Raw genomic sequence first — 23,331 nt, 5'->3', positions numbered from 1 at the left:
GGCTCAGGCCGGGTAGCCCAGCGCGCGTGAGAGCTGGAGCCCGGCCTGCTGAAGCTGCTCGCGGAAATTAGCCAGCTCGGCGTCGTCCACGCGGGAGGTCAGCGTCGACAGGCTCAGGGCGGCGATGACGCGGGACTCGTGGTTCCACACCGGCACCGCCACGCAGCGCACGCCCTGCTCGTTCTCTTCGCTATCCAGGGCGTAACCCTGCTCGCGGGTCTGCGCCAGGGCGCTCATTAAGGCTTCGCGAGAGGCAAGGGTAGAAGGGGTATAGGTGGTGTACTGATAGCCCTCCAGCAGGGCGTTCAGCTCGGCCTCGCCCAGCCAGGCAATCAACACTTTGCCGATGGCGGTGGCGTGAACCGGCAGGCGGCGGCCGATGCGCGAATAGGCGATGGCGGCCAGCTTGCCTTCAATCTTCTCGATATAGACCCCTTCACGCCCGTCCAGGATCCCCAGATGGGTCGTCTGCCCGGTCCGCTGGGACAGCTCCGTCAGCCAGCCTTTCGCCTTCTGCCGAATATCGATAGAGCCCACGACAAAATGACCGCGCTCGACCAGCTTCATGCCGAGGCGATACTTACCGTTCTCCGGGTTCTGATCGATATAGCCGTGAAGCTGGAGGGTTTTCAGCAGCGAGTGGAGGGTACTCTTGCTCAGCCCCATCAGTTTGCTGATGTCGGTGATCTTAAGCTCGGTGGCCTGCTCGTTGAACAGGTCGAGGATCTGCAACGCACGTTCAACAGACTGAATAATCGGCATAATGCTGGTATGTCCACGCTGGAATTAAGGCGAAAACGTACCTTTTTCGGGGTGAAAAATCAATTGAGTAGAGCGGGTTGTGGGAGAAAGGACATCAGCCGCATCGTCGCCTGATTTGCCCGGCGGCGCTGCGCTTGCACGGGCCTACGGGCTGGGTTTTCTCCCTCTCCCTGTGGGAGAGGGCCGGGGTGAGGGCACCAACGCGCAGAGGACTCAACCCCCAAGCGTCGCCACCATCACCGCCTTAATCGTATGCATCCGATTTTCCGCCTGGTCGAACACGATGCTCGCCGGCGACTCAAACACCTCGTCCGTCACTTCCATCCCGCCGTGCAGATCGAACTCTTTCGCCATCTGCTTGCCGAGCGTGGTCTGGTCGTCATGGAACGCCGGCAGACAGTGCAGGAACTTCACGTTCGGGTTGCCGGTCAGCGCCATCATCTGCGCGTTCACCTGATACCCGCGCAGCAGCGCGATACGCTCCGCCCACTTCTCTTTGGCTTCGCCCATCGACACCCACACATCGGTATAGATAAAGTCCGCGCCCTTCACGCCCGCCGCCACGTCTTCCGTCAGGGTGATTTTCCCGCCGTGTTTTTCCGCCAGCGCGCTGCACTCCGCCACCAGGCTCTCTTCCGGCCAGCAGGCTTTCGGGGCCACCAGACGCAGATCCAGCCCGGTCAGCGCCGCCGCTTCCAGCATCGAGTTGCCCATGTTGTTGCGCGCGTCGCCCGCGTAGGCCAGCGTCATCTCGTTAAACGCCTTGCCCGGCAGGTGCTCCTGCATGGTCAGCAGGTCCGCCAGCAGCTGGGTCGGGTGGAACTCGTTGGTCAGCCCGTTCCACACCGGCACGCCCGCGTACTGCGCCAGCGTTTCGACCACTTCCTGGCCGTGACCGCGATACTGAATGCCGTCGTACATCCGCCCGAGTACGCGCGCGGTGTCCTTAATTGACTCTTTATGCCCAATCTGGCTGCCGCTCGGCCCTAAATACGTGACGCGTGCGCCCTGGTCAAATGCGGCAACTTCGAAAGAGCAACGGGTACGGGTCGAGTCTTTTTCGAAGATGAGCGCGATGTTTTTACCGGTAAGCTTCTGTACTTCCTTGCCATTTTTCTTATCGGCTTTGAGCTGTGCGGCAAGGGTCAGCAGAGAAGTGAACTGTGCAGGGGTAAAGTCGAGCAATTTCAGAAAGTGTTTCTTGTACAGATCAGACATTTTATCCTCACATGGCGAACGCCACTTATTGAATTAAAATTCACTTTATATGTGTAATTATTCATTTGCAACCCCGTTTCACAAATCTTTCCAACAAAGGTGGAGGCAAACCCGTCCGTGTGTGAAAATAGAAGTATCTGCCGCACTTTAAAGAGGATTGAGCCATGGCAAACCCGGAACACCTGGAAGAGCAACGCGAAGAGACGCGTCTGATTATTGAAGAACTGCTGGAAGACGGTAGCGATCCGGACGCGCTGTACACCATCGAGCACCATTTCTCTGCGGATGATTTCGACGCGCTGGAAAAACTGGCCGTGGAAGCCTTCAAGCTGGGTTACGAAGTGACCGAGCCGGAAGAGCTGGAAGTGGAAGAGGGCGACACCGTCATCTGCTGCGACATCCTGAGCGAAGGCGCGCTGAAGGCGGAGCTGATCGACGCGCAGGTAGAACAGCTGATGAACCTGGCCGAGAAGTTTGAAGTGGAGTACGACGGCTGGGGAACCTATTTCGAAGATCCGAACGGTGAAGACGGCGAAGAAGGCGACGACGAAGATTACGTCGACGAAGACGACGACGGCGTGCGTCACTAAGCGTTTCAGGCGGTGGCGCGCGCCACCGCTTTTTCAAGGCAGAACCATGGATTACCCGCAGATACTCGCCCCCGTACTCAACTTCCTCCAGTGCCCGACCCCGCAAGCATGGATTGATAAAGCCCGCGACCCGGCGAACCTGCCGCTGCTCCTTACCGACCACATGGTGTGCGAGCTCAAGGCCGCCCAGACCGCGCTGCTGCTGGTGCGTAAATACGTCGCCGACGAAAGCGGTGCCGACGCGCTGCTCGACTGGCTCAAACCCTACGAGCAGTTCACCTTCCGCGACGGCCCGGAGCCGGACTTTATCGCCCTGCACAGGCAGATTGGCAAAAGCGTGATGCCCAAAACCGACGACCCGTGGGGCCAGGCGCTGATCGACAGCATGGTGCTGCTGATCAAAGAGGAGCTGCACCATTTCTGGCAGGTGCGCGAGGCGATGCTGGCCCGCGACATTCCGTACGTCAAAATCACCGCCAGCCGCTACGCCAAAGGGATGCTGAAGGACGTGCGCACCCACGAACCGCTGACGCTGATCGACAAGCTCATCTGCGGCGCCTACATCGAAGCCCGCTCATGCGAACGCTTCGCCGCGCTGGCCCCGTTCCTCGACGACGACCTGCAGAAGTTCTATCTCTCGCTGCTGCGCTCGGAAGCGCGCCACTATCAGGACTACCTGACGCTGGCCCGGCGGGTGAGCGACGACGATATCTCACCGCGCATACAGCTTTTTGGCGAAATTGAAGCCACACTTATCTCGACACCGGACCACGAGTTTCGCTTCCACAGCGGCGTGCCGGTGTAAACCGGCACAACTCAAGGATAAGGATGCGAGATGAATAAAACGTGGACCCGTATTGTGATTGTCGTCATTGCGGCTGCCGCCGTGGCGTTCTGGGGGTTTTTCGACAGGCAGCGCGCCCCTGAACGGCAGATGGATTCCGCCCTCAACGCGATGCCCGCCTGGCAGGTGATTAAGGAGCAGGAGCCCGCGCTGCATCAGCGCATCCTCGACCAGATGGCCGCCCTGCAAAAAGCGGGCGAGCCGGAGCAGCAGATTATCGACACCATCCAGCCGCAGATCCTGCATCTGCAGATGTCGCGCCTGCAAAACGCTCCGGACGCCAACGTGGTGAACTACATGACCATCAACATGGAGCAGACCGCCGCCATCCAGAAGGTGAGTGACGACGCCTGTTTCCGCTTTCTCTACCCGATGGTGAAGGGCGGCATCAACCCGATGCGCATGCTGGATAAAGACCTGATGGCGCGGCGCATGCAGGCCGATGCCGACATGATGCGCGCGGCCTACGGCAAAAACCGCCACACCGTGACCCCCGCCGAGCGTGAGGCGGCTGTCGAAGATGTGCGGCCGATTATGAAGCAACTTGCCGATAAGTACGGCGAGGACATCCAGCTGCTGCAAATGCCGGAGAAGGCGGCGGGCAAAGAGAAGCTCTCCTGCGATATGGTGCAGGAGATGTGGGCGAAGGTGCTGGCGCTGCCGGAGCAGAAGGCGGCGAGGGTGATTCGGCTGGCGGTGTCTGAGCTGGACTGATGAAGGGCGCTGGTTTTTTGGGCACTTAGCGTGGGTTTAGCGCGTCGTCGCTTGCATGGCGGCGCGCGACAGGTATAATCCACAACGTTTCCGCATCCCCTTCAGTGCCGAAGTGGCGAAATCGGTAGACGCAGTTGATTCAAAATCAACCGTAGAAATACGTGCCGGTTCGAGTCCGGCCTTCGGCACCATTAGTACTTCCAAGATCATCCGAGAAAGTCCAATTATCCCTTAAATATCAATGCTTACAGCGATTTTTACGTCCTGAGCCGTCCGAGGTTGTCCGTTGAAATCCGGATGTCATTGGGGGCATAATTGGGGGCATCTTAACTTCGATTAGAAATGTGCCCCCAAATGAAGCTCAACGCCAGACAGGTCGAGACCGCAAAGCCAAAAGACAAAACCTACAAAATGGCCGATGGCGGCGGTTTGTATCTCGAGGTTTCGGCTAAGGGATCCAAATACTGGCGTATGAAATACAGACGCCCCTCTGACAAAAAAGAGGATCGCCTCGCTTTTGGTGTTTGGCCTACTGTGACGCTTGCTCAGGCAAGAGCAAAGCGCGATGAAGCCAAAAAGCTGTTAGTGCAGGGCATTGATCCAAAAGCCGAACAGAAAGAAGCCCAGGCCGAGAATTCGGGGGCATTTACTTTCGAGACTATAGGTCGTGAATGGCATGCCAGTAACAAGCGCTGGAGTGAAGATCACCGATCGCGCGTTCTACGCTATCTTGAGCTTTATATCTTCCCTCATATCGGTTCGTCCGACATTCGCCAGCTCAAAACCAGCCACCTGTTAGCCCCGATTAAAAAAGTTGATGCCAGTGGTAAACACGACGTCGCTCAGCGCCTGCAACAGCGCGTTACGGCCATTATGCGTTATGCCGTACAGAACGATTACATCGACTCAAATCCAGCCAGTGATATGGCCGGTGCGCTATCGACAACCAAAGCGCGACATTACCCCGCTTTACCCTCCAGCCGGTTCCCTGAGTTTCTTGCACGTCTTGCTGCATATCGTGGCCGTGTAATGACACGGATCGCGGTTGAGCTTTCCTTATTAACTTTTGTGCGTTCCAGTGAGTTACGTTTCGCGCGTTGGGATGAGTTCGACTTCGATAAATCTCTCTGGCGTGTACCTGCAAAACGAGAAGAAATTAAAGGTGTGCGCTACTCGTACCGTGGCATGAAGATGAAAGAGGAGCATATTGTTCCCCTTAGCCGACAAGTGATGATTTTGCTAAACCAGTTAAAGCAGATTAGTGGTGATAAAGAGCTGCTTTTTCCTGGTGATCATGACGCAACTAAAGTTATGAGTGAGAACACAGTAAACAGCGCATTGCGTGCAATGGGGTATGACACTAAAACTGAAGTGTGTGGACATGGATTTAGAACGATGGCACGTGGCGCGTTGGGTGAGTCGGGACTATGGAGCGATGATGCGATTGAACGCCAGTTAAGTCACTCTGAGCGTAATAATGTTCGGGCAGCATATATTCACACTTCAGAACATTTAGATGAACGGCGTCTCATGGTTCAGTGGTGGGCCGACTATCTTGATATGAATAAATCAACTTACATCACATCCTTCGATTTCGCTCGATTATAAGAGTATTAAATTTTACATAAGTTGGTAGCAAATAAAATTTGCTACCAATCGACGATTTGATTATAAACTGTTGATATTTTTATTTATTTGTGTTAATGGTGTTCGTATTTTAAAACACTAATTCAACTCAAGTTGGCGAGTTTATGGAAATATCAAAAAATAAAGTTTGGGAAGCCAAGGAGTGGGAAGGTCACGTAAACGATCTTCTCCGACTTAAGTTTGGGGAAGAAAATTATATCCCTATACCTGACTTTCATAACGGTGATGCAGGTATTGAAGGATATTGCACACAAGGATATGCGTTTCAGTCTTATTGCCCTGATGAGGCATGCACAGTAGATAAGTTGTATGATAAACAAAGAGATAAAATGACAGCGGATGTTGGGAAATTTATCTTAGATAAAAAAGGTTATTTAAAGCAAATTTTACAAAATACAAAAATACGGCGTTGGATTTTAGTAGTACCAAGGCATTTATCTAAACAGTTGAATGTTCATGCAACAAACAAAGAAAATGAAGTTTTAGCTTCCAACTTGCCCTATGTTGATAATAGTGATTTTAAAGTATTGATTTGGGATAGGGACAATTTCAAAAAAGAAGAAGATGAATTAATTAGTAGTGGACTAAGATTATTAAGAATAGAAGTTCCTCAAGTAGAAATGTGTGATATTGATCATCTTAAAGATAACAGTACTGAGTTTGGTGATAATATTTCTAGAAAACTCAGAAAAATAAGGGATAATGAGAGCCAGGTTCAGAATGCGTCTACAATGCTATTAAAAAATATCGTTATGTATAAAAACGTTATGAGCGATCTCAAAGATAACTATCCAATTTTACATGAGAAAATAACAAACGGCATTCTGGATCGTGAGCAAGATTTGTCTTTAGCATTTTTCGAAACTGAAATTTTGACACCTATTCAACAAATAGAATACCTCAATAATAAACTTAAAGAAACTAGCCGTCTTCATCAAGATAATCTAAAATGTATTTCAACTGGAGTAGTTGGTGATTGGCTAATGCGTTGTAATTTGGATTTTTAAACATGGATATTTTAAAAGAAATTCCTGAAAAGATGACCTTTAACTCAAATGGGTCTCCAGTTGAGCCTGAAGTAAGACCAATTTGGAGAATATCCTTACTGACAATTATTCTTAACAAACTATGTAGAGGTTCCTCTTCGAGTTTGAAAAAAATGCAGGTTTTATATTCTTTAATATCATCAGCAGATAAGAGAGCAAGATATTTCTCCGAAGGGGCATATGCGGATATCAGTATTCGATTTGACCCGCTCTTAGATAAAGCAATTTCATTGGGTCTGGCTGAAGGCATATTTTCTTTAGATGCAGCGAAAAGCGTTGTTCTAACTGACAAAGGGACGCTTTTGTCTAACAAAATTTATAAAGATTCATCATTGTTTGTTTTTGAGAAGGAATTTATTGAAAACTATAGCAAGTCTGAGTTTTCAGATAAAAAGATAGATCAGATATTATATAAGGGAGTTATATGAGCAAGCTTAAAATTGAACGCTTGGTTATCAGGGCAAGTACAACCGATGGAATTTATGGAACAGACCTCAAATTCAGTTACGGATTAAATATTATTAGTGCTGAAAACTCTTCTGGCAAATCTACGTGTATACAGTCAATAATCTATGCATTAGGGTTAGAAGGTATTTTAGGTCCATCGAGAAGCAACCCTTTGAAATCGGCATTAACAACTAAATTAAGGGATTATAGTGATAAGGAAATCCCAGTAAATGAATCAAAAATATATCTTCAAGTTGCTAATGAAAACGGCAAGACAATTACGGTTTTAAGAAAAAGTGATAGTGATGCTTCGAAAATAGTCACTGTTTATGATTGTGAATATGAAAAAATCAACCCGCAAACATTCACTGATTATTTTCTAAAAGACCCCGGTTCTGCTCAACGTGAAAAAGGTTTTCATTATTTCCTTTCTAATTACTTAGGGATAAAGCAACCCCAAGTAATTAAATATGATGGTTCAACGTGTCCATTATACATTGAGTCAATGTTCACTGTTAATTATGTTGAGCAGACAAGAGGTTGGGGTGGCATATTAAATATAACGCCAACCTATCTCGGTATAAAAGACTTGTCACAAAACATCCTTGAATATACTCTGAATTTGGATGTTCGTGAGATAAGAAGGAAGAGGGAAATATGTCTGGATGAAAAGAAAAACCAAGAAGTTAAATGGTTGAATACACTTTCAGATCTAGAGTCTAATGCAAAAGCTTATGGGTTCTTTGTTTCAACAAGAATACCAGACAAGATCACTCCAAAATCCGAGGTTTATCAGGATAGTGATTTATATACATTGGATGAAAATAACCATGAGATTTCCTTGCCACAGGACAAATTTAATCACGAAAAGGAATTAGAACTAGTCAGAGAGCAGTTAAGAAATGGCGATGACTCAAACGATGTAGCATTGGATTTAATCCTTGATAACCTAAGAGCTAACTTAGCTAATAATGAAAATGCTTTGTCTTTATTAATATCAGATATAGAGGCCAATAAACAGTACATTATCTCAATAAACAAAAGCCTAAATGATACGAAAGAGAGTTTGAGGAAATACAGGGATATTGAAAAACTCCAGTTGTTAGGTTCGCAAGAAGAGTTTTCTTTTGTTGAGGGTAGTTGTCCTACTTGTGGGCAAACTATGGAGAATACACTTTTGCCAGCCAGTCTAGATGGCAAAATATTAACTGTTGAAGATAATATAAAATATTTAGAGAAAACTTTTGCTGTTTTTGACAGTTTGGCAAAAAGTGAAAAGTTAAAATTTGAAAAGAAAGAAGCTACATTGAAAGTAGCCAATGCTAGGGTTCGAGATTTACGTTGTCAAATTAAGGAGGTTCAGCGTAGTATATCCTCCCCTATAAACTCAGAACTTAGAGAGTTAATAAGGAAAGAAGTTAAGCTGGAAAAATATATCGACAGTTTAAATATGCTGTCTAGTTTTGAGTTGGATAAGAAAGATACTCTTCTTGCGGTTCTTTCCGACTGGCGGGATTGTAATAATAAACTGGCAGTGCTGCCATATGATGGTTTTAGTCAAAAAGATAAATTAAAGTTGCGGTTGTTAAGGGATTCATTCAAGTCTAATTTGCAAGATTTTGGATATAAGAGTACTCCGATAGAAGACTTCGATTTGTCTACAAATACATATAAACCAACTGTGGATGGTATAGATATTGGGTCTGAAGCATCTGCTAGTGATAATATTAGGGTGATTTGGTCATATTTATACTCATTATTAATGCTTGATGCGAACTCGAACGACATATCTACCAATCATTTGGGTTTGCTTATTATGGATGAGCCAAGGCAACAAGAAACCAAAGATGTTAGCTTCAAAACATTTATCAAAAAAGCGTCTGAATCATATCAGGAAGAAAAGCAAATCATTATGGGGACTAGCGAAAAGTACCCTGATTTAATTGCTATGCTGGATGGTTTGCATGTAAATCTAATGCATTTTGATAGTAATATTATTCGTAAGCAGTAATCTCTTTATTATTCTGTTGCATCACAAGGATGTGAGTGGCGCAACAGAATTGATCCCATCTTTATACTCTTGAGTAAGATATTTTACAGTTCCTTGGTTTAAATTATTTTGAGATACGATACACATCCCTAATGCGCCATTCTAGCCTACGAAAAATCACTTCATACATATGGATTATTATCTATTGCAATTATTTGCATAAAATTTGGTAATCAGCTTTAGCTGGTTACCAAAATAATTAAGTCATTCAAAGTTAGCGCGCAATGCTCTCCCCGCCCCGCCTGCCCGCTTAATGGGGCGCTTTTAATGCAGGTGCATGGGTGGCCTCAGGCCGCGCCAGAGCTGGTGCTGGCGGGGGAGGCAGGGGCGCGAAAACGCATGCAAAACCATGCACCTTATGCATGCATGGCTTAAAGGGAAAAAGGGCGGGATTTACGGGGATTTTTTGACGGACTACTGCGCGGCCAGTTCAGCGCGTTTTCGGACGTAATTCTGGTTTTGTGCAGGCGTGAATTTTTCACGATTATCATCCCGCGAAGCCGCGTCAGGCCTGAATCCGATGGCTGTTAAAATGTCATTATCCTGTGCGGAATAATTTATTTTTTCACCAGCGGCCAGCCACATCGACAGCGCTTCACGCAGATAATCGACTGAATGCTGCATCACGCAGTGTTTTACAGCGGGATGCTGGTTGTTATAACCCATTAGTTCGGGTGCAAGTGCAGCGGTCAGCTCCGCGCCGTGCGCCTGCATAAAATCATTCAGGCGGTTACGGATGCTGATGCGCTGCACGTCCTCATGCGAGCGAATATAGCGACCGGCAGCCTGATTAATTTCCCATTTTTTTACGTCGATAATATCGCGCAGCGTTTGCAGGCTGCGGGGGCGGTTATCCTCACCGCTGACTAACAGCTCACCATATTCCTGTTCGGTGTCGGCCAGCTCCTGTTTGCGGGTCAGCCAGCTGGTTTTGTTGTTCTGGCAGGCTTCAAAAGCCTGCTGTAGCGTTAATGTTGTCACCAGGCGTCTCCCTCGGCGTTACAGACTCTGTTTTTTCGCTTTCCCGGCATGAGCCGAGATAAATTCGTCATCCTTTAATTCCGTCTCTGAAGGCGGCCTGATAACCGAGTCGAGCGACTCCATCGTCCGGAATGTGGCCGAACAGAGAATGTTGGTGCACTGGTAATAGGCATGTTTGACGGTTTCAGACAGATAGCGGCTGGTACGGGTATGTGCCGGACACTGACAGAACGGGCAGTGCATCATGACAGTAATCCTCGCGCTTCAAGGTCAGCCTTTCGCACACTCAGCTTGTCAAAGTAGCTCTTACGCTGACCGGCGGTTACTGCGACGCCGTAATTCATATGCGGCAGCGTCTCGGCCGACAGCCCGGCTTTAAACAGCACCGGCTCATCAGCCAGACGGATATGGCAGTCTTTCACCGCTTGCTTAAGCCACGTCTGCACCTCCTGCATAATCGCTTTATCCGGCTCGACATAGCCCTGAATCCCGACGGTGTTCGCAAGAGGATTCCCCAGTGCCAGCATTTTGAGTTTCATCGCCCGGACAAGCGCCCCGCACGAATCGCGTAACGCGTTATCCAGCTCTTTTCCCGCATACTGGCTGAGCACATTGTAATGTGCCTGACGGTATGCTCTGGCCGTGCTGTCACAGTTACCTTTCAGCCGGTCGCATTCAAAGGTCAGCACCTCAGCGAGCTGGTCACACTCCTCTGCCAGTTCACGGGAAGCGACACGCGCCAGATGCTGTTTTTTCAGCTCATCCGTCAGCACCGCACCACCGGCACGAAATGCCGTGCGCCATTCACTCGCGTCACTACCGCTCTCCTGCTCAAGCTCTGTTTTTTGCTGTGCGGTACGGGCAATTGCGGTGGCGGTGTCATCCATCATGCGGGCGTTTTCAAGATGCTCAGCTCTGGCCGCGTCCAGTTGCCGGAATGCCGGAATCAGATAGTCAGGAATGGTCGTGGTGGTCATGTTGTTACTCCTCAGTGATGTCAAGCTGAGGAGATTCTGCATCGCGCCGCACAACAACTCGACCAGTTGCCGTTGTGGCAGAAACCACACAAACGAAGGCTAAAAAACGCGGCTGGCCAGAGAAAGGTCGCAGGATAACCCTCTCTCTGTTTGTTTTTTATATATAACTATTCACTACTGTTCACTGTAAATAAAAATAGCGTTAATACAGTATGTTAAGCGGTGAACAGTTGAAAGGAAAGTGTTCACCAACTGTTCACTACTGTTCACCGCTTGCGGCAATTCCCTCTGGAGTGATTCATTGTTTTTATGATTTTATTTTGTGGGATTAATAGCAAAGACCAATCAATCGAGTTTTGTGAACGTCTCAGCGCGTCGTGTGTCGATTATTTTCCGCTTTTTTCATTCTCTGTATAATTTACGAACAACGCTGCTTTACGACACAACATGCATCTGTTGCACTGGAGAAAAATATTCACAAAATAGAGAGCTACCCGAAGCCGGACGGACACGACCGGCGCTGTATAGACTGTAACGAGGTGGCTTAATGCAAACTGTTTATTCTTATCCTTCTTCTGTTTCCGTAGCATCTCTGATGCCGATATCTGATGCCGCTCAGGAGAGATTTTTACGCCTCCCCGAAGTGATGCATTTATGTGGCCTGTCTCGCTCCACCTTATACGATTTAATCGCCCGTGATGCTTTCCCCGCGCAGGTCTCACTCGGCGGGAAAAACGTCGCCTGGCTCCAGTCCGAAGTGACCGCGTGGATGGCGGAACGTATCGCTCACCGCAACAGGAAGTGTGACGCATGAATCAGAGCCGCTTTCAAAAAGCCCCTTTTTCTGGCTTGCATCTGTTGTGTGTTTCCTGGTACAGTTTTGCCGTTGCCGCAAAATCGGCAACCGGGCGTGAGAACCCGTATTTGTTATCGGCGACACCAGACGCGCCATGCGTCTTTTTTTGTGTCGCAATAAACGCCACAGAGCACCAGATAATGGTGTGGTGTGCGGTCATTCGTGCAGATGTGACTCTCCGTCTCCTGCCCGTATTCGCACATTATGCCGCTACGTCAATGGTAGCTCAGGCGGGGCAGCCCTCGGGCTGGCCGGTTTCCGATAACACCGGTATTCTCACCCCCGTCTGGGCTATCGCCACTGAGCGTGAGAACTCCGGCGATAGCGTCGTCAACGCTGTTATCGGAGGTTGCCTTATGGCTACGATCCTCACCCCATCTCACCCTGAATTTGTCTTTGTGTTTGCTGCCATCCGCCGTGCAGATCATACGCCCCAGATCTCTATGCTCCGCACTGTTGCGGGAGATGAAAAGACCGCCCGCCGCTCTCTCGTTCGCGATTACGTGCTCTCCCTTGCTGCCCGTCTGCCGGTCGCGGAGGTGAGCCATGCATAACAACACTCAGAGCGTCTCAGCGGGTCGTGATGTTCAGGAACATCTCAGCCCTGAGTCATTCCATAAACTCAACCGAGCCAGCGCCATGACGCATTTCGTCGGGCTGGATTTGCAACAGCGTGAACTCTCCGGCCTGCACCAGCTTTCCGTCCCTCATATTCTGAGTTATCTGCATGAGGACATCAGTTATGTGCTGGAGGAGCTCAAGGCCAAAGGCCTGTGTCGTGATTTCATTGCCCCGTCATCCGTGAACGGAGGTGAGCATCATGTTTGATTTCCCTCAGCCGGGTGAAACCTACCGCTGCTCTGGTTTTCCTGATGTGATGGTGTCGGGCGTGCTGGCCGACGGTATTCCGTGGGATATGCCGTACCGCTGCCCGGGGCTGGTCTGGAACCCGTACCGGCGCACCTACACCATCCTTATTCGTATTATTGCCGGTGGCAGCATGGCAGAAATTCCGCTCCGTCGTTTTTTGCAGGACTTTATCTGTGAGCGCCCCGACGTATTTAAGCGCAGCCCTGAAAACCGTCACGCTGTTTTACGTGAAATTGCCGCTGACCCGGAATTACAGCAATACCGCGCGCGAAATATCCAAAAGTATCCGGGTGATATTTCCCCGGTCAGACGGCCAGCGCCGGTGGCGCGAAAATGGCGGAATAATGTCGCAACGGAAACGGAAATAAAACCGGATAACAGCTACCGCCATTATCTGTAATTAAAAAACGACACCCAAAAATAAAATGTGCGTATCTGCGCAGGGATACGCACGTGCTCAGGAGACGGAATCATGCCTGTTAATAACCCGGCCTTAATACAGAAAGAGCATCATGTTGCGCTCAGTCAGAATGACCTCAACTGTCTGGAACACCTTTGCAACGTCGGCAGGCTCGTCGGCGAACTGATGCAGGTGCAGGACTGCACCACCGTTCGCCGCGACCCGGCGCAGCAGTTACAGCTCACCTCCGTGATTTACCTCATGACCACCCAGCTCGACGATGTGGTCGGACGCTGCAACCAGCGCTGGCTCACCGGGGAGGCTGATGTATGAAACAGCCATTACCGCCCGTATTACGCGCCGCGCTGTATCGCCGTGCCGTGGCCTGTGCCTGGCTTAATCTGTGCGCCCGTCAGCACCGCTATCCACAGCTCACACTCGATGTGCTGGAAAATGCCATGACGGCGGAACTGGAGGGGTTCTACCTGCGCCAGCACGGCGAGGAAAAAGGCCGACTGATTGCCTGTGCGCTACTGGAGGATTTAATGGAAGCCGGAGCACTCAAGGCCGCCCCGTCTCTTTCCTTTCTCGGGATCGCCGTGATGGATGAACTTTGCGCCCGTCACATCCAATCGCCTGTACTGCACTGAGGGAGAAAATAACGATGAAAATGAACGTAACGGAAACCGTCAGACAGGCGTGCGGCCACTGGCCGCGCATTCTCCCGGCGCTGGGGGTGAAGGTGATTAAAAACCGTCATCAGGCCTGTCCGGTGTGCGGCGGCTCTGACCGGTTCCGCTTTGACGATAAAGAGGGGCGCGGGACGTGGTTCTGTAACCAGTGCGGCGCGGGTGACGGGCTTAAGCTGGTTGAGAAGGTATTCGACGTATCTTCCTCAGAGGCCGCCCAAAAGGTGAATGCCGTCACCGGCAACCTGCCACCGGTTGCCCCGGAGGCGATTGCGGCCGCAGAAACAGAAACCGATGCCGACCGCAAAACGGCGGCCGAGCTGGCCGCGAAACTGATGGAGAAAACCCGACCGGCCACCGGCAACGCCTACCTTACCCGAAAAGGATTTCCCGGCCGTGAATCTCTCATGTTCACGGCCACGCACAAAACCGGCGGTGTGACGTACCGCGCCGGTGATGTGGTTGTCCCGCTGCATGACGAAACCGGCGCGCTGGTTAACCTTCAGCTAATTAATTCTGACGGCCTCAAACGTACCCTGAAAGGTGGACAGGTAAAAGGGACATGCCACACCATCGAAGGGCAGAAACAGGCCGGAAAACGCCAGTGGATAGCAGAGGGCTACGCGACCGCACTCACCGTGCACCACCTGACCGGCGAAACCGTCATGGTGGCATTGTCCTCCGTGAACCTCCTTTCTCTGGCGAGCCTTGTCCGTCAGAAACATCCGGCCTGTCAGATTGTCCTCGCCGCCGACCGCGACCTTAACGGCGACGGCCAAAGCAAAGCCGCTGCGGCCGCAGACGCCTGTGAGGGTGTTGTTGCCCTGCCGCCGGTGTTCGGTGACTGGAATGATGCGTTTATGCAGAATGGTGAGGAAGCCACACGTAAGGCGATTTATGACGCCATCCGGCCAGTGGCTGAAAGCCCTTTCACTACCATGAGTGAGGCGGAGTTTACCGCCATGAGCACGAGTGAAAAGGCGATGCGGGTGCATGAACATTACGGCGAAGCGCTGGCCGTGGATGCGAACGGCCAGCTCCTGTCCCGCTATGAAGCCGGGATATGGAAAATCATTCCGCCGTCGGACTTTGCGCGTGACGTAGCAGGACTTTTCCAGCGCCTGCGCGCCCCGTTCTCATCCGGGAAAATCGCTTCGGTGGTCGACACCCTGAAACTGATTATTCCCCAGCAGGACGCTCCGGCGCGTCGCCTGATTGGCTTTCGCAACGGCGTACTCGATACCAGTACAGGCGTATTCAGTCCGCACAGCAAGGCACACTGGCTGCGAACGCTCTGCGATGTGGATTTTACACCCCCGGTGAAGGGCGAAACGCTGGAAGCCCACGCGCCGAACTTCTGGCGCTGGCTCGACCGCGCAGCCGGTTCATGTGCTGACAAGCGGGACGTGATACTTGCCGCGCTGTTTATGGTGCTGGCGAACCGCTATGACTGGCAGCTCTTTCTCGAAGTGACCGGCCCCGGGGGCAGCGGGAAAAGTATTCTGGCCGAAATCGCGACCATGCTGGCCGGGGAAGATAACGCCACGTCTGCGACCATTGAGACGCTGGAATCCCCACGCGAACGTGCGGCGCTGATTGGCTTCTCGCTGATACGCCTGCCTGACCAGGAGAAATGGAGCGGGGACGGTGCGGGGCTTAAGGCCATTACCGGCGGCGATGCCGTATCCGTCGACCCGAAATACCGCGATGCATATTCCACCCATATTCCGGCGGTGATACTGGCCGTGAACAATAACCCGATGCGTTTCACCGACCGCAGCGGTGGCGTATCGCGTCGTCGGGTGATTATCCATTTCCCGGAACAAATCGCCCCGGAGGAGCGCGACCCGCAACTGAAAGACAAAATTGCACGCGAGCTGGCCGTTATTGTGCGTCAGCTTATGCAGAAATTCAGCGACCCGATGACGGCGCGCACGTTGCTGCAGTCACAGCAGAACTCCGACGAAGCGCTCAGCATCAAACGCGATTCAGACCCGACATTCGATTTTTGTGGCTACCTTGAAGCGCTGCCCGAGCCTGACGGTATGTATATGGGGAACGCTAACATCATTCCGAAGCAACCGCGCCTGTATCTCTATCACGCCTATCTGGTCTATATGGAGGCGCACGGCTACAAGAATACGCTCAGCCTCACCATGTTCGGCAAAGGGCTGGCGGCAATGCTGAAGGAATATGGGCTGAATTACGGCAAGCGGCGAACGAATCAGGGGATGCAGACCAATCTCGCCCTCAGGGACGAAAGCAACGCCGACTGGCTGCCCCGGTGTGACGAAACCACAGCCCTGTAACCTACCCAGACCGGCATCAGCCGGTCTTTTTTTACCTGTAATTCCGGAAAGTGAACAGTAAAGTGTTCACTGTTCACGGACTGCTCACTGTCTATCTTGCTGAAATAAAAATAAAATAATGCCCAGTGAACAGTGTGAACAGTTTTTCTAAAAAAAAGTTTTTTTGCGTGCTCTCAAATTTTTGGTTTGGATCCGTAGAACGGATCCAAACCGAAGAGTGCTTTTAGAGTTCTTTGCCATTCTTATCAATGTGTTGCATATGGGAGGGGGTAAAAAAGTAATGGGGGCACAAAAGGGGGCACTTTAATGGTCTTATATAAATAAATTGTTTGTATTTAACATGTTATATCGTGATTTGAGTCCGGCCTTCGCACCAAAAGTACTCCATGACCTTCCGAAAAAGTCCGATTATCCCTTTAGAATCAATGCTTGCAGCGATTTTTTATCTCGAGTCGTCTTAGGTAGTCCGTTGAAATCCGGATGTCATTGCGGGCATCTTAACTTTGATTAGAAATGTGCCCCCAAATGAAGCTCAACACCAGACAGCTCGAGACTAAACCTACAAAATGGCCGATGGCGGCGGATTGTATGTCGAGGTTTCGGCCAAGGGTTCTAAATACTGGCGCATGAAATACTGACGTCCCTCTGACAAAAAAGAGGATCGCCTCGCTTTTTCCTTACTAACTTTCGTGCGTTGGGATTACTTCGACTTCGATAAATCTCTTTGGCATGTGCCTGCAAAACGAGAAGAAATTAAGGGTGTGCGTTATTCATATCGTGGCATGAAGATGAAAGAGGAGCATATCGTTCTGCTTAGTCGGCAGATTATGATTTTGTTTGAGCAGCTAAAGCAGATTAGTTGTGATAAAGAGTTGCTTTTTCCGCGTGATCATGACGCAACTAAGGTTATGAGTGAAAATACGGTAAATAGCACATTGCGTGCGATGGGTTATGACACGAAAACCGAAGTATGTGGGCATGGCTTTAGAACGATGGTGCGTAGTGCTTTAAGTGAGTCAGCGTTATGGAGTGATGACGTGATAGAGCGCCAGTTAAGCCGCGCAAAACGTAATAGTATACGATCGGCTTATATCCCCACTTCTGAGCTTTTAGATGAGCGGAGATTGATGGAGCAGTGGTGGGCTGATTACTTAAATGCAAATAAAAAATATATGTTGCACCTTATGATTATGCTAAGTCGAACTAGTTTATAGACATAAACTATGTGGGTTGTTATGTAAACATCATCACGTTTCTATGACTTAGCCCTCACACCCGACTTGAAATGTTAGCGGGATTAAGCGTAATGTAACTATGGAGTTTTTTACTATATAGAGTTATTTCTAAGGGAATTACCATGCCTAAATTAAGAATTTACTTCTCGGATTTTTTTAATGTTACTCCGGAAAAAATAAAAGACTATGGTGCTTTCAATATTTCGTTAATTAATGATCTTCCATTATTCATAGATCCATTTTTATTATTTAATAATGAAAAATATAAAAGTCTGCATCAAAGTATAATTAGATATGTTTCATTTTTACGAGACCGGTCTCAACACGGTGAGTTGAATAGTGGATTGATTAAAAGTTGGTTTTTATTCCCGGAGGTAAAGCAAAACTGGTTAGGTTATAGTGTTGTCGGCAACGGTGGCAGTGGCCTTGGTATTGATTTTGCAAAATCATTAAACAATTCATTCTCTAGTATACTTCAAAATTTTGGCAAGGAAGAAATAACGAAAGGTAGTCACCTTGAGAAGTTATGCTTAATTAAGGACGGTGTTGGGAAGGACAGTGTAAGTGATTTTACCACCAACTTAATTAAATCTTTTTTATTAAAGTACACTGAGGATTTTGCTAAAGATAATATAGATAAAAAATATCTCTCAGAGCACATGGTGGCTAAAGTTGAATTTAATTATGAAACCCGAAGCTGGTCATCAAAGAAATTCATACTACCGACGTATGATGGCGATTATGTTCTTTTAACACCAAGGGATATACTTACAAAAGATGAAACCTGGATTAACAGAAATGAAATGATAGAAGATTTTAGAGATATATGTGATAGTATCTCTAATGATCAATTGCGTGGTCAGTTATCAGATTACTTTAATAGATGTTTGCCTGATGAGGCAAAGAAAAAAGAAAGAGAGCTAGCTGCGGATTTAACTATAAAAAACTATCCTAGTTTTATAGATTATTATATCCGTTATAAAGAACAGAACCCAAATGGGGCTAATCGTGAGAGTGATGCAAAAGTCAGTGAAACTGAGCGTAGATATGTTGAAGCTGTTAAGCTTTTAGTTAATATGATTTTTGAAAGGAATGAGGACTTCTTTCATGAAAAGGATGATACATTCGAAGAAGCTTATAAACGGGTTAGTTATCTTAAACAAGTTATCGAAAATAATAACGGATATAAAGTTTTCTACTTGAATGGTGTACCTGTTAAACGAGAATCCGACTTACAGTTAATGTTTCGATTGACATGGTTTGCCAGTATTTCGGATGTAAACAGCGAAGTTGATAATGGTAGAGGGCCAGTGGATTACAAAATATCACGAGGCTCTAAAGACAAAACATTGGTCGAGTTTAAATTAGCCAGTAATTCTAAGCTAAAGCAGAATCTAGCAAATCAGGTTAAAATCTACGAGTCAGCAAATGAAACTAAAAAATCAATAAAGGTGATTTTGTATTTTAATGATACAGAACTATCTAAGCTAATTAAAATATTTAAAGAGCTAGGGGTTAAGCAAAGTAAAGAGTTGGTTATAATTGATGCGAGACCTAATAAAGTATCTGCTTCAAATGTAAAATAACCCCTTACGGGGTTATTTTTATAATTTAGTATGTTAATTCTTCAATACAATAAATACTTTACCGCTGGCGTGCAGTGCTCTCCCCGTCCCATCTGTCCTCCTAAGGGTCGCTTTAAATGCAGGTGCATGAACGGCCTCAGGGCGCGCCTGTACTGGCGCTGGTGAGGATTCAGAGCTGGTAAAACGTTTGCAAAACCATGCACCTTATGGATGCATGTCTTTTTTACGGGCAAATGGCGGGATTTTCGGTGATTTTTGAAAGGACTATTCCTCGGCCAGTTCTGTGCGGGTGTGAATTTTTCACGATTATCATTGCGCGAGGCCGGGTCAGGCCTGAATCCGAAGGCCGTTAAAATATCATTATCCTGCGCCGAATAATTGATTTTTTCACTGGCGGCCAGCCAGACCTGCAGTGCCTCATGCAAATAGTCGACCGAGTGCTGTATCGTGCAGCGCTGAACTGCGGGAAGCGGATCGGAATAATTCATCAACTCGGGGCTAGGCCTGTAGCCAGCTCCGCAACGTGCGCCTGCATAAAATCATTCAGCCGGTTACGGATGCTGATGCGATGCACCTTATCATGCGAGCGAATAGCGACCTCTACGCTGATCGCGGTATGTGCTTGCGGTTAAATATGGAGTCTAAGTTGTGATGATAATTATCTTTTGAGAACTTGTTGTGATTGTTAACCTAAGCGGCTTTCGTTAGAGCCCGAGAACTTGTCTTTTATAATTATTAATTATAGTTGCCAAACATTTTTTATTCACTTCATCAGAAATGATATTGTTAATTTGTTTTAGAACGTGTATATAATAACAGTGATATAACTAATTAACATATTCAGGTGAAGTATGCAAAATAATAGTTTACTTAGTGAGTTAATCTATCCGTTGATTGTGGCTATAGTTGCTGGTGTCATTAGTTCTATATTACAGAATAAAATGTTGCCGAATGGTTTCTATATGAAACTTTTCAAACCAATACCTGACTATGTAAAAGATGCTGGAATAAGTACTTTTTTATATCGGCTTTCATATAGGAATGTGGATATAGAAAATGTAAAGCCTATTACTTCAATAAATAAATTTTTGATGCTTCTTTTTTCACTTATTATAATGGTTTCGATTGGTTGTTTCTCTTATTATTCATTTAAAATAATTTTAAATACTCCAAGAGAGTATGCTAATTTAACTCTATCATCTACAGATGAATGGTTTGTCATTTCTGAAAATGATGCAAGGAGCTATCCTGATAATAATAAATGGAGACTTGATCAAGATGCGTGTCATACTGATATTTATCAAGAAATATCAAAAAGCATCGGCGCAAGCTACGATTTGGTTTATCTGATATGCAACTCAGTAGGATTAGATAAACAAAAAGTTCATATTAGGAAAAGAGTCGAGAAATTTAGAAAAGATAGAAATGTTGTAGTGTTTATTAATATAATCTTTATTACATATGCACTTTTTATTATAGCAATAATTTGTGCTCCAATAACAATAGTTCCAAAGTTAATAAAATATCGAGATCAGTACCTTCAGAATAAGTTTTTAATTAAATAATTCTTGTGTTATGCAGTGTAATTAATATTGTCATCTGCATATCATCAAAGTATAAACAATTGATAAATTTAATTTCCTTGGCAATAAAGATGAAATTTAATAATATCTGATTATAAGTCGTTGTCCGATGATGTTTATTAATTCATAGTACTGGGAAGTGAAATAGTCGATAGCTTCTCGTTATTTCAAGGGGACAATTCATCATTTCTTATTTTAGGAAGCTGAGGTAGTTGCACTGCTCGTGGGTCATCTGTACATTTTCTTTGATGATGGGTTTTATTTTATAGTATTGCATAAATTTAATTTTTTATTTTCACTTTTCTGGTAAGATTGAAAAGTATTTAAATTAAATTTAGGGTTCTATAAGGACATATTCAAACTTTATGTCTTTGATTTATACAATTTTAGAGATTAATCGCATGTTTACGAAAGAAACATGCGATTATATTTAATTGAGTTGTTCAAGCGCTATTATTTTCTCATTTCTCGCAAGCTCACTAATTACTTCTTCTAATCGTTCACTGAAATCGGCGTCAGTAGCTACTGAAGTTATTGCATCAATAAGATCAGAGTAGAAATCTTCATCACCGGTAAGTCTATGCCAAAATTCTTTACCAGTATAAATAGGATGGTAATATTGCCTTGTAATTCTTTTATAACTTGCATTCAAATCAGATGGCTCGCCATAAAGGACACCAATGATAAGATCGTCATGCGGAATACGAAGGTTATTGGTTCTCGCTAAATTTAAGACGTCACGAAAATGCCCAGTAATAGATTCGACATCATCTTTATTAATCGTATTTGGCCCAGCTTTTATTTGACAATATTTCCTGTGTCCATCAACTTGGTCTATAAATTCTATATCTACACCAGAAGTTGTACTTCCGTATGATTGCCTCAAAATACTAATGAAGCTTTGCATATTTTGACCAAAAGAAGTTGTAATAGAAGTTCCTAAAACCCTCGGTAATATTAAAGCTCGAGCTATGCTCTGTGCAGAAGCATCACCAGTTAAGTATTTGGCTAAATAAATTGTTAGAAAGGGGTTTATATCGAATTCTTTTGGGTTTACAAGTTTCACCGTGTTCTTGATATGGTTTGCCGCTATGGATTGACTAAACCATTGTTTTACCTGCTCCAAAATCAAATCTTTATCTTCCATATCTTCCTCAATTTTCATAACAAAACGCTAAACAAATGCTTGGGAATACTGTATAATAAAACAGTGTTTAACAAGTTTGGAAGCGTCATATGTCTGATGTCCAAGAATTTTTGCCTACAACGAGTAACGAATATCTCTCGCTCGAAGTGCTTGCTGATATCCTTTCAGAATCAAAGCGTACACTAGATGCTTGGGTTTCAAAAGGGATCTTAGTCCCGTCATCGTCAACACAAGACGATAAACTTTTATTTAATCTACAGGATTTGTCTCATTTTCCAGAGGTAAATCAAATGATTAGCAGCGAGTGGGAGACTGAGGAGTGTATTCTTCCTTCTCGCCCTTATAAGTTAGTTGAACTTTTCGCCGGTGGCGGCGGCTTGGCTGTTGGGCTTGAAAAAGCAGGGCTCGATAGTATTTTTCTTAATGAATTAGATAAAGCAGCTTGTGCAACACTTAGACACAACAGACCGCATTGGAATGTTGTTGAAGGGGATATATCTAATATAGATTTTACAAAGATCAATGAAAATGTTGATATTTTGACTGGTGGGTTCCCATGCCAGGCCTTTTCTTATGCGGGTAAAAAATTAGGATTTGAAGATACTAGAGGAACACTTTTCTTTGAATTTGCACGTGCAGTAAAAGAATTACAGCCGAAAGTTTTTATGGCGGAGAATGTAAGAGGTCTTTTAACTCATGAAAACGGACGAACCCTGGAAATAATCCGTGAAATTATCCATGAGCTTGGCTATGAGCTTGTAGAACCAAGAGTTCTTAAAGCTATGTTTTATAAAGTGCCACAAAAGCGAGAGAGACTTATTCTTATTGGAGTAAGAAAAGATATTGCAAAACAGGCTATATTTAAATGGCCTTCACCTTATAAGCGAGTTCTGACTCTTAGGGATGCTTTCTATGCTGGGGAACTTTATTCTACGGATGTTCCAGATTCACCGGGTCAATTATATCCATTAAGGAAAAAGGAAATCATGTCTTTTGTCCCTCCAGGAGGATATTGGAGAGATCTTAGTATTGAACTCCAAAAAGAATATATGCAAGGAAGTTATTTTCTTGGCGGTGGAAAAACCGGAATGGCGAGACGCTTATCGCTTGATGAGCCTAGCCTAACCCTTACAACTTCCCCTGCGCAAAAACAAACTGAAAGATGTCACCCTGTGGAAACTAGACCATTGCAGATCCGTGAATATGCAAGGATCCAGACTTTCCCTGATGAATGGGAGTTTAAAGGGTCACTTGGAGCTATTTATCGCCAAATAGGAAACGCCGTTCCGGTCAATATGGCTGCAGCATTGGGACGCTCCCTTGTTCGTCTTCTTAATGATATAGAATCGAACTAATCTATAATCTCATAGGCAGTCTTTG

At 46.7% G+C, this 23,331-nt stretch carries 25 protein-coding genes, 1 tRNA gene and 2 pseudogenes; 20 read left to right on the top strand and 8 right to left on the bottom strand.

Features of this window, described 5'->3' with window-relative positions; genetic code table 11:
- Positions 1-3: 3 nt before the first annotated feature.
- The 3 genes from xynR to argL all read right to left on the bottom strand — a co-directional run bounded on the left by xynR (position 4) and on the right by argL (position 2,045).
- Positions 4-762, bottom strand: coding sequence for a DNA-binding transcriptional repressor XynR (gene xynR, locus H2Z33_RS05350; RefSeq protein WP_010427329.1), 759 nt, complete (start codon positions 760-762; stop codon positions 4-6).
- Between the two features lie 213 nt (positions 763-975).
- The gene (gene argF, locus H2Z33_RS05345) at positions 976-1,980 is read right to left on the bottom strand and encodes an ornithine carbamoyltransferase (protein WP_063134971.1); all 1,005 of its coding nucleotides are present in this window, start codon (positions 1,978-1,980) and stop codon (positions 976-978) included.
- On the bottom strand, positions 1,950-2,045 hold the full coding sequence (gene argL, locus H2Z33_RS23375; protein WP_213014347.1) for a putative translational regulatory protein ArgL: 96 nt from the start codon (positions 2,043-2,045) through the stop codon (positions 1,950-1,952). Before argL ends, argF begins: the two co-directional genes overlap by 31 nt.
- Before the next feature lie 99 nt (positions 2,046-2,144).
- Here argL and rraB point away from each other — a divergent pair, with 99 nt between their 5' ends.
- From rraB to H2Z33_RS05305, 8 genes are all read left to right on the top strand, one after another.
- Positions 2,145-2,570: a ribonuclease E inhibitor RraB gene (gene rraB / locus H2Z33_RS05340; protein ID WP_029739283.1), complete on the top strand. Its 426-nt coding sequence runs from the start codon at positions 2,145-2,147 to the stop codon at positions 2,568-2,570.
- 46 nt (positions 2,571-2,616) lie between these two features.
- Positions 2,617-3,375 (top strand): tRNA isopentenyl-2-thiomethyl-A-37 hydroxylase MiaE, encoded by a 759-nt coding sequence (gene miaE / locus H2Z33_RS05335; protein WP_063134972.1) that lies wholly within the window; start codon positions 2,617-2,619, stop codon positions 3,373-3,375.
- A 30-nt stretch (positions 3,376-3,405) separates the two neighbouring features.
- Positions 3,406-4,128, top strand: a complete 723-nt coding sequence (locus tag H2Z33_RS05330) for a hypothetical protein (RefSeq protein WP_063134973.1) — start codon at positions 3,406-3,408, stop codon at positions 4,126-4,128.
- Positions 4,129-4,234: 106 nt separating this feature from the next.
- Positions 4,235-4,319: transfer RNA gene (locus tag H2Z33_RS05325), tRNA-Leu, on the top strand.
- 163 nt (positions 4,320-4,482) lie between these two features.
- On the top strand, positions 4,483-5,736 hold the full coding sequence (locus H2Z33_RS05320; RefSeq protein WP_063134974.1) for a tyrosine-type recombinase/integrase: 1,254 nt from the start codon (positions 4,483-4,485) through the stop codon (positions 5,734-5,736).
- Positions 5,737-5,879: 143 nt separating this feature from the next.
- Positions 5,880-6,782, top strand: a complete 903-nt coding sequence (locus H2Z33_RS05315) for a hypothetical protein (RefSeq protein ID WP_063134975.1) — start codon at positions 5,880-5,882, stop codon at positions 6,780-6,782.
- A 2-nt stretch (positions 6,783-6,784) separates the two neighbouring features.
- A complete protein-coding gene (locus tag H2Z33_RS05310; protein WP_063134976.1) occupies positions 6,785-7,249 on the top strand; it encodes a hypothetical protein in 465 nt (154 codons plus the stop codon).
- Positions 7,246-9,279 (top strand): hypothetical protein, encoded by a 2,034-nt coding sequence (locus H2Z33_RS05305; RefSeq protein ID WP_063134977.1) that lies wholly within the window; start codon positions 7,246-7,248, stop codon positions 9,277-9,279. The genes H2Z33_RS05310 and H2Z33_RS05305 overlap by 4 nt, the downstream gene beginning before the upstream one ends.
- 453 nt (positions 9,280-9,732) lie before the next feature.
- Here H2Z33_RS05305 and H2Z33_RS05300 read toward each other — a convergent pair whose 3' ends face one another.
- The 3 genes from H2Z33_RS05300 to H2Z33_RS05290 are packed head-to-tail and all read right to left on the bottom strand — an operon-like array spanning position 9,733 to position 11,276.
- Positions 9,733-10,299 carry a phage polarity suppression protein gene (locus H2Z33_RS05300; RefSeq protein ID WP_063134978.1) on the bottom strand — a complete coding sequence of 189 codons (567 nt, stop codon included), beginning with the start codon at positions 10,297-10,299 and terminating at the stop codon, positions 9,733-9,735.
- An 18-nt stretch (positions 10,300-10,317) separates the two neighbouring features.
- The gene (locus H2Z33_RS05295) at positions 10,318-10,545 is read right to left on the bottom strand and encodes an ogr/Delta-like zinc finger family protein (RefSeq protein WP_063134979.1); all 228 of its coding nucleotides are present in this window, start codon (positions 10,543-10,545) and stop codon (positions 10,318-10,320) included.
- Positions 10,542-11,276: a hypothetical protein gene (locus H2Z33_RS05290; RefSeq protein ID WP_063134980.1), complete on the bottom strand. Its 735-nt coding sequence runs from the start codon at positions 11,274-11,276 to the stop codon at positions 10,542-10,544. The genes H2Z33_RS05295 and H2Z33_RS05290 overlap by 4 nt, the downstream gene beginning before the upstream one ends.
- 547 nt (positions 11,277-11,823) lie before the next feature.
- Here H2Z33_RS05290 and H2Z33_RS05285 point away from each other — a divergent pair.
- From H2Z33_RS05285 to H2Z33_RS05245, 10 genes and pseudogenes are all read left to right on the top strand, one after another.
- Positions 11,824-12,090: a helix-turn-helix transcriptional regulator gene (locus H2Z33_RS05285; RefSeq protein ID WP_063134981.1), complete on the top strand. Its 267-nt coding sequence runs from the start codon at positions 11,824-11,826 to the stop codon at positions 12,088-12,090.
- On the top strand, positions 12,087-12,686 hold the full coding sequence (locus H2Z33_RS05280; protein WP_063134982.1) for a host cell division inhibitor Icd-like protein: 600 nt from the start codon (positions 12,087-12,089) through the stop codon (positions 12,684-12,686). The genes H2Z33_RS05285 and H2Z33_RS05280 overlap by 4 nt, the downstream gene beginning before the upstream one ends.
- Positions 12,679-12,960: a hypothetical protein gene (locus H2Z33_RS05275; RefSeq protein ID WP_063134983.1), complete on the top strand. Its 282-nt coding sequence runs from the start codon at positions 12,679-12,681 to the stop codon at positions 12,958-12,960. Before H2Z33_RS05280 ends, H2Z33_RS05275 begins: the two co-directional genes overlap by 8 nt.
- A complete protein-coding gene (locus H2Z33_RS05270) occupies positions 12,953-13,402 on the top strand; it encodes a hypothetical protein (RefSeq protein WP_063134984.1) in 450 nt (149 codons plus the stop codon). The genes H2Z33_RS05275 and H2Z33_RS05270 overlap by 8 nt, the downstream gene beginning before the upstream one ends.
- A 72-nt stretch (positions 13,403-13,474) precedes the next feature.
- Entirely contained in the window at positions 13,475-13,735 is a 261-nt protein-coding gene (locus H2Z33_RS05265) for a hypothetical protein (protein WP_063134985.1), read from the top strand.
- Positions 13,732-14,052: a DUF5375 domain-containing protein gene (locus H2Z33_RS05260; protein WP_039024508.1), complete on the top strand. Its 321-nt coding sequence runs from the start codon at positions 13,732-13,734 to the stop codon at positions 14,050-14,052. The genes H2Z33_RS05265 and H2Z33_RS05260 overlap by 4 nt, the downstream gene beginning before the upstream one ends.
- Before the next feature lie 14 nt (positions 14,053-14,066).
- Positions 14,067-16,400 carry a primase-helicase zinc-binding domain-containing protein gene (locus tag H2Z33_RS05255; protein ID WP_063134986.1) on the top strand — a complete coding sequence of 778 codons (2,334 nt, stop codon included), beginning with the start codon at positions 14,067-14,069 and terminating at the stop codon, positions 16,398-16,400.
- A 566-nt stretch (positions 16,401-16,966) separates the two neighbouring features.
- Positions 16,967-17,038, top strand: coding sequence for an integrase arm-type DNA-binding domain-containing protein (locus tag H2Z33_RS23560; protein WP_372673300.1), 72 nt, complete (start codon positions 16,967-16,969; stop codon positions 17,036-17,038).
- Between the two features lie 36 nt (positions 17,039-17,074).
- A pseudogene (locus H2Z33_RS05250) lies at positions 17,075-17,607 on the top strand (tyrosine-type recombinase/integrase); the annotation flags it as partial.
- Between the two features lie 150 nt (positions 17,608-17,757).
- Entirely contained in the window at positions 17,758-19,221 is a 1,464-nt protein-coding gene (locus tag H2Z33_RS05245; RefSeq protein WP_063134988.1) for a hypothetical protein, read from the top strand.
- Positions 19,222-19,499: 278 nt separating this feature from the next.
- Here H2Z33_RS05245 and H2Z33_RS05240 read toward each other — a convergent pair.
- A pseudogene (locus H2Z33_RS05240) lies at positions 19,500-19,813 on the bottom strand (phage polarity suppression protein); the annotation flags it as partial.
- 259 nt (positions 19,814-20,072) lie between these two features.
- Between H2Z33_RS05240 and H2Z33_RS05235 the strand changes: the two are divergent.
- Entirely contained in the window at positions 20,073-20,786 is a 714-nt protein-coding gene (locus H2Z33_RS05235; protein WP_063134989.1) for a DUF6216 family protein, read from the top strand.
- A gap of 448 nt (positions 20,787-21,234) precedes the next feature.
- Here H2Z33_RS05235 and H2Z33_RS05230 read toward each other — a convergent pair whose 3' ends face one another.
- Positions 21,235-21,951 (bottom strand): PmeII family type II restriction endonuclease, encoded by a 717-nt coding sequence (locus H2Z33_RS05230; RefSeq protein WP_063134990.1) that lies wholly within the window; start codon positions 21,949-21,951, stop codon positions 21,235-21,237.
- 89 nt (positions 21,952-22,040) lie between these two features.
- Here H2Z33_RS05230 and H2Z33_RS05225 point away from each other — a divergent pair, with 89 nt between their 5' ends.
- On the top strand, positions 22,041-23,306 hold the full coding sequence (locus tag H2Z33_RS05225; protein WP_063134991.1) for a DNA cytosine methyltransferase: 1,266 nt from the start codon (positions 22,041-22,043) through the stop codon (positions 23,304-23,306).
- The last annotated feature ends 25 nt before the right edge of the window (positions 23,307-23,331 follow it).

This window comes from Enterobacter sp. YSU, assembly GCF_016082135.1.
Lineage (GTDB): Bacteria > Pseudomonadota > Gammaproteobacteria > Enterobacterales > Enterobacteriaceae > Enterobacter > Enterobacter hormaechei_C.
Note: the sequence above shows the minus strand (reverse complement) of the source record. Positions and strands in the feature narration are given on the sequence as shown.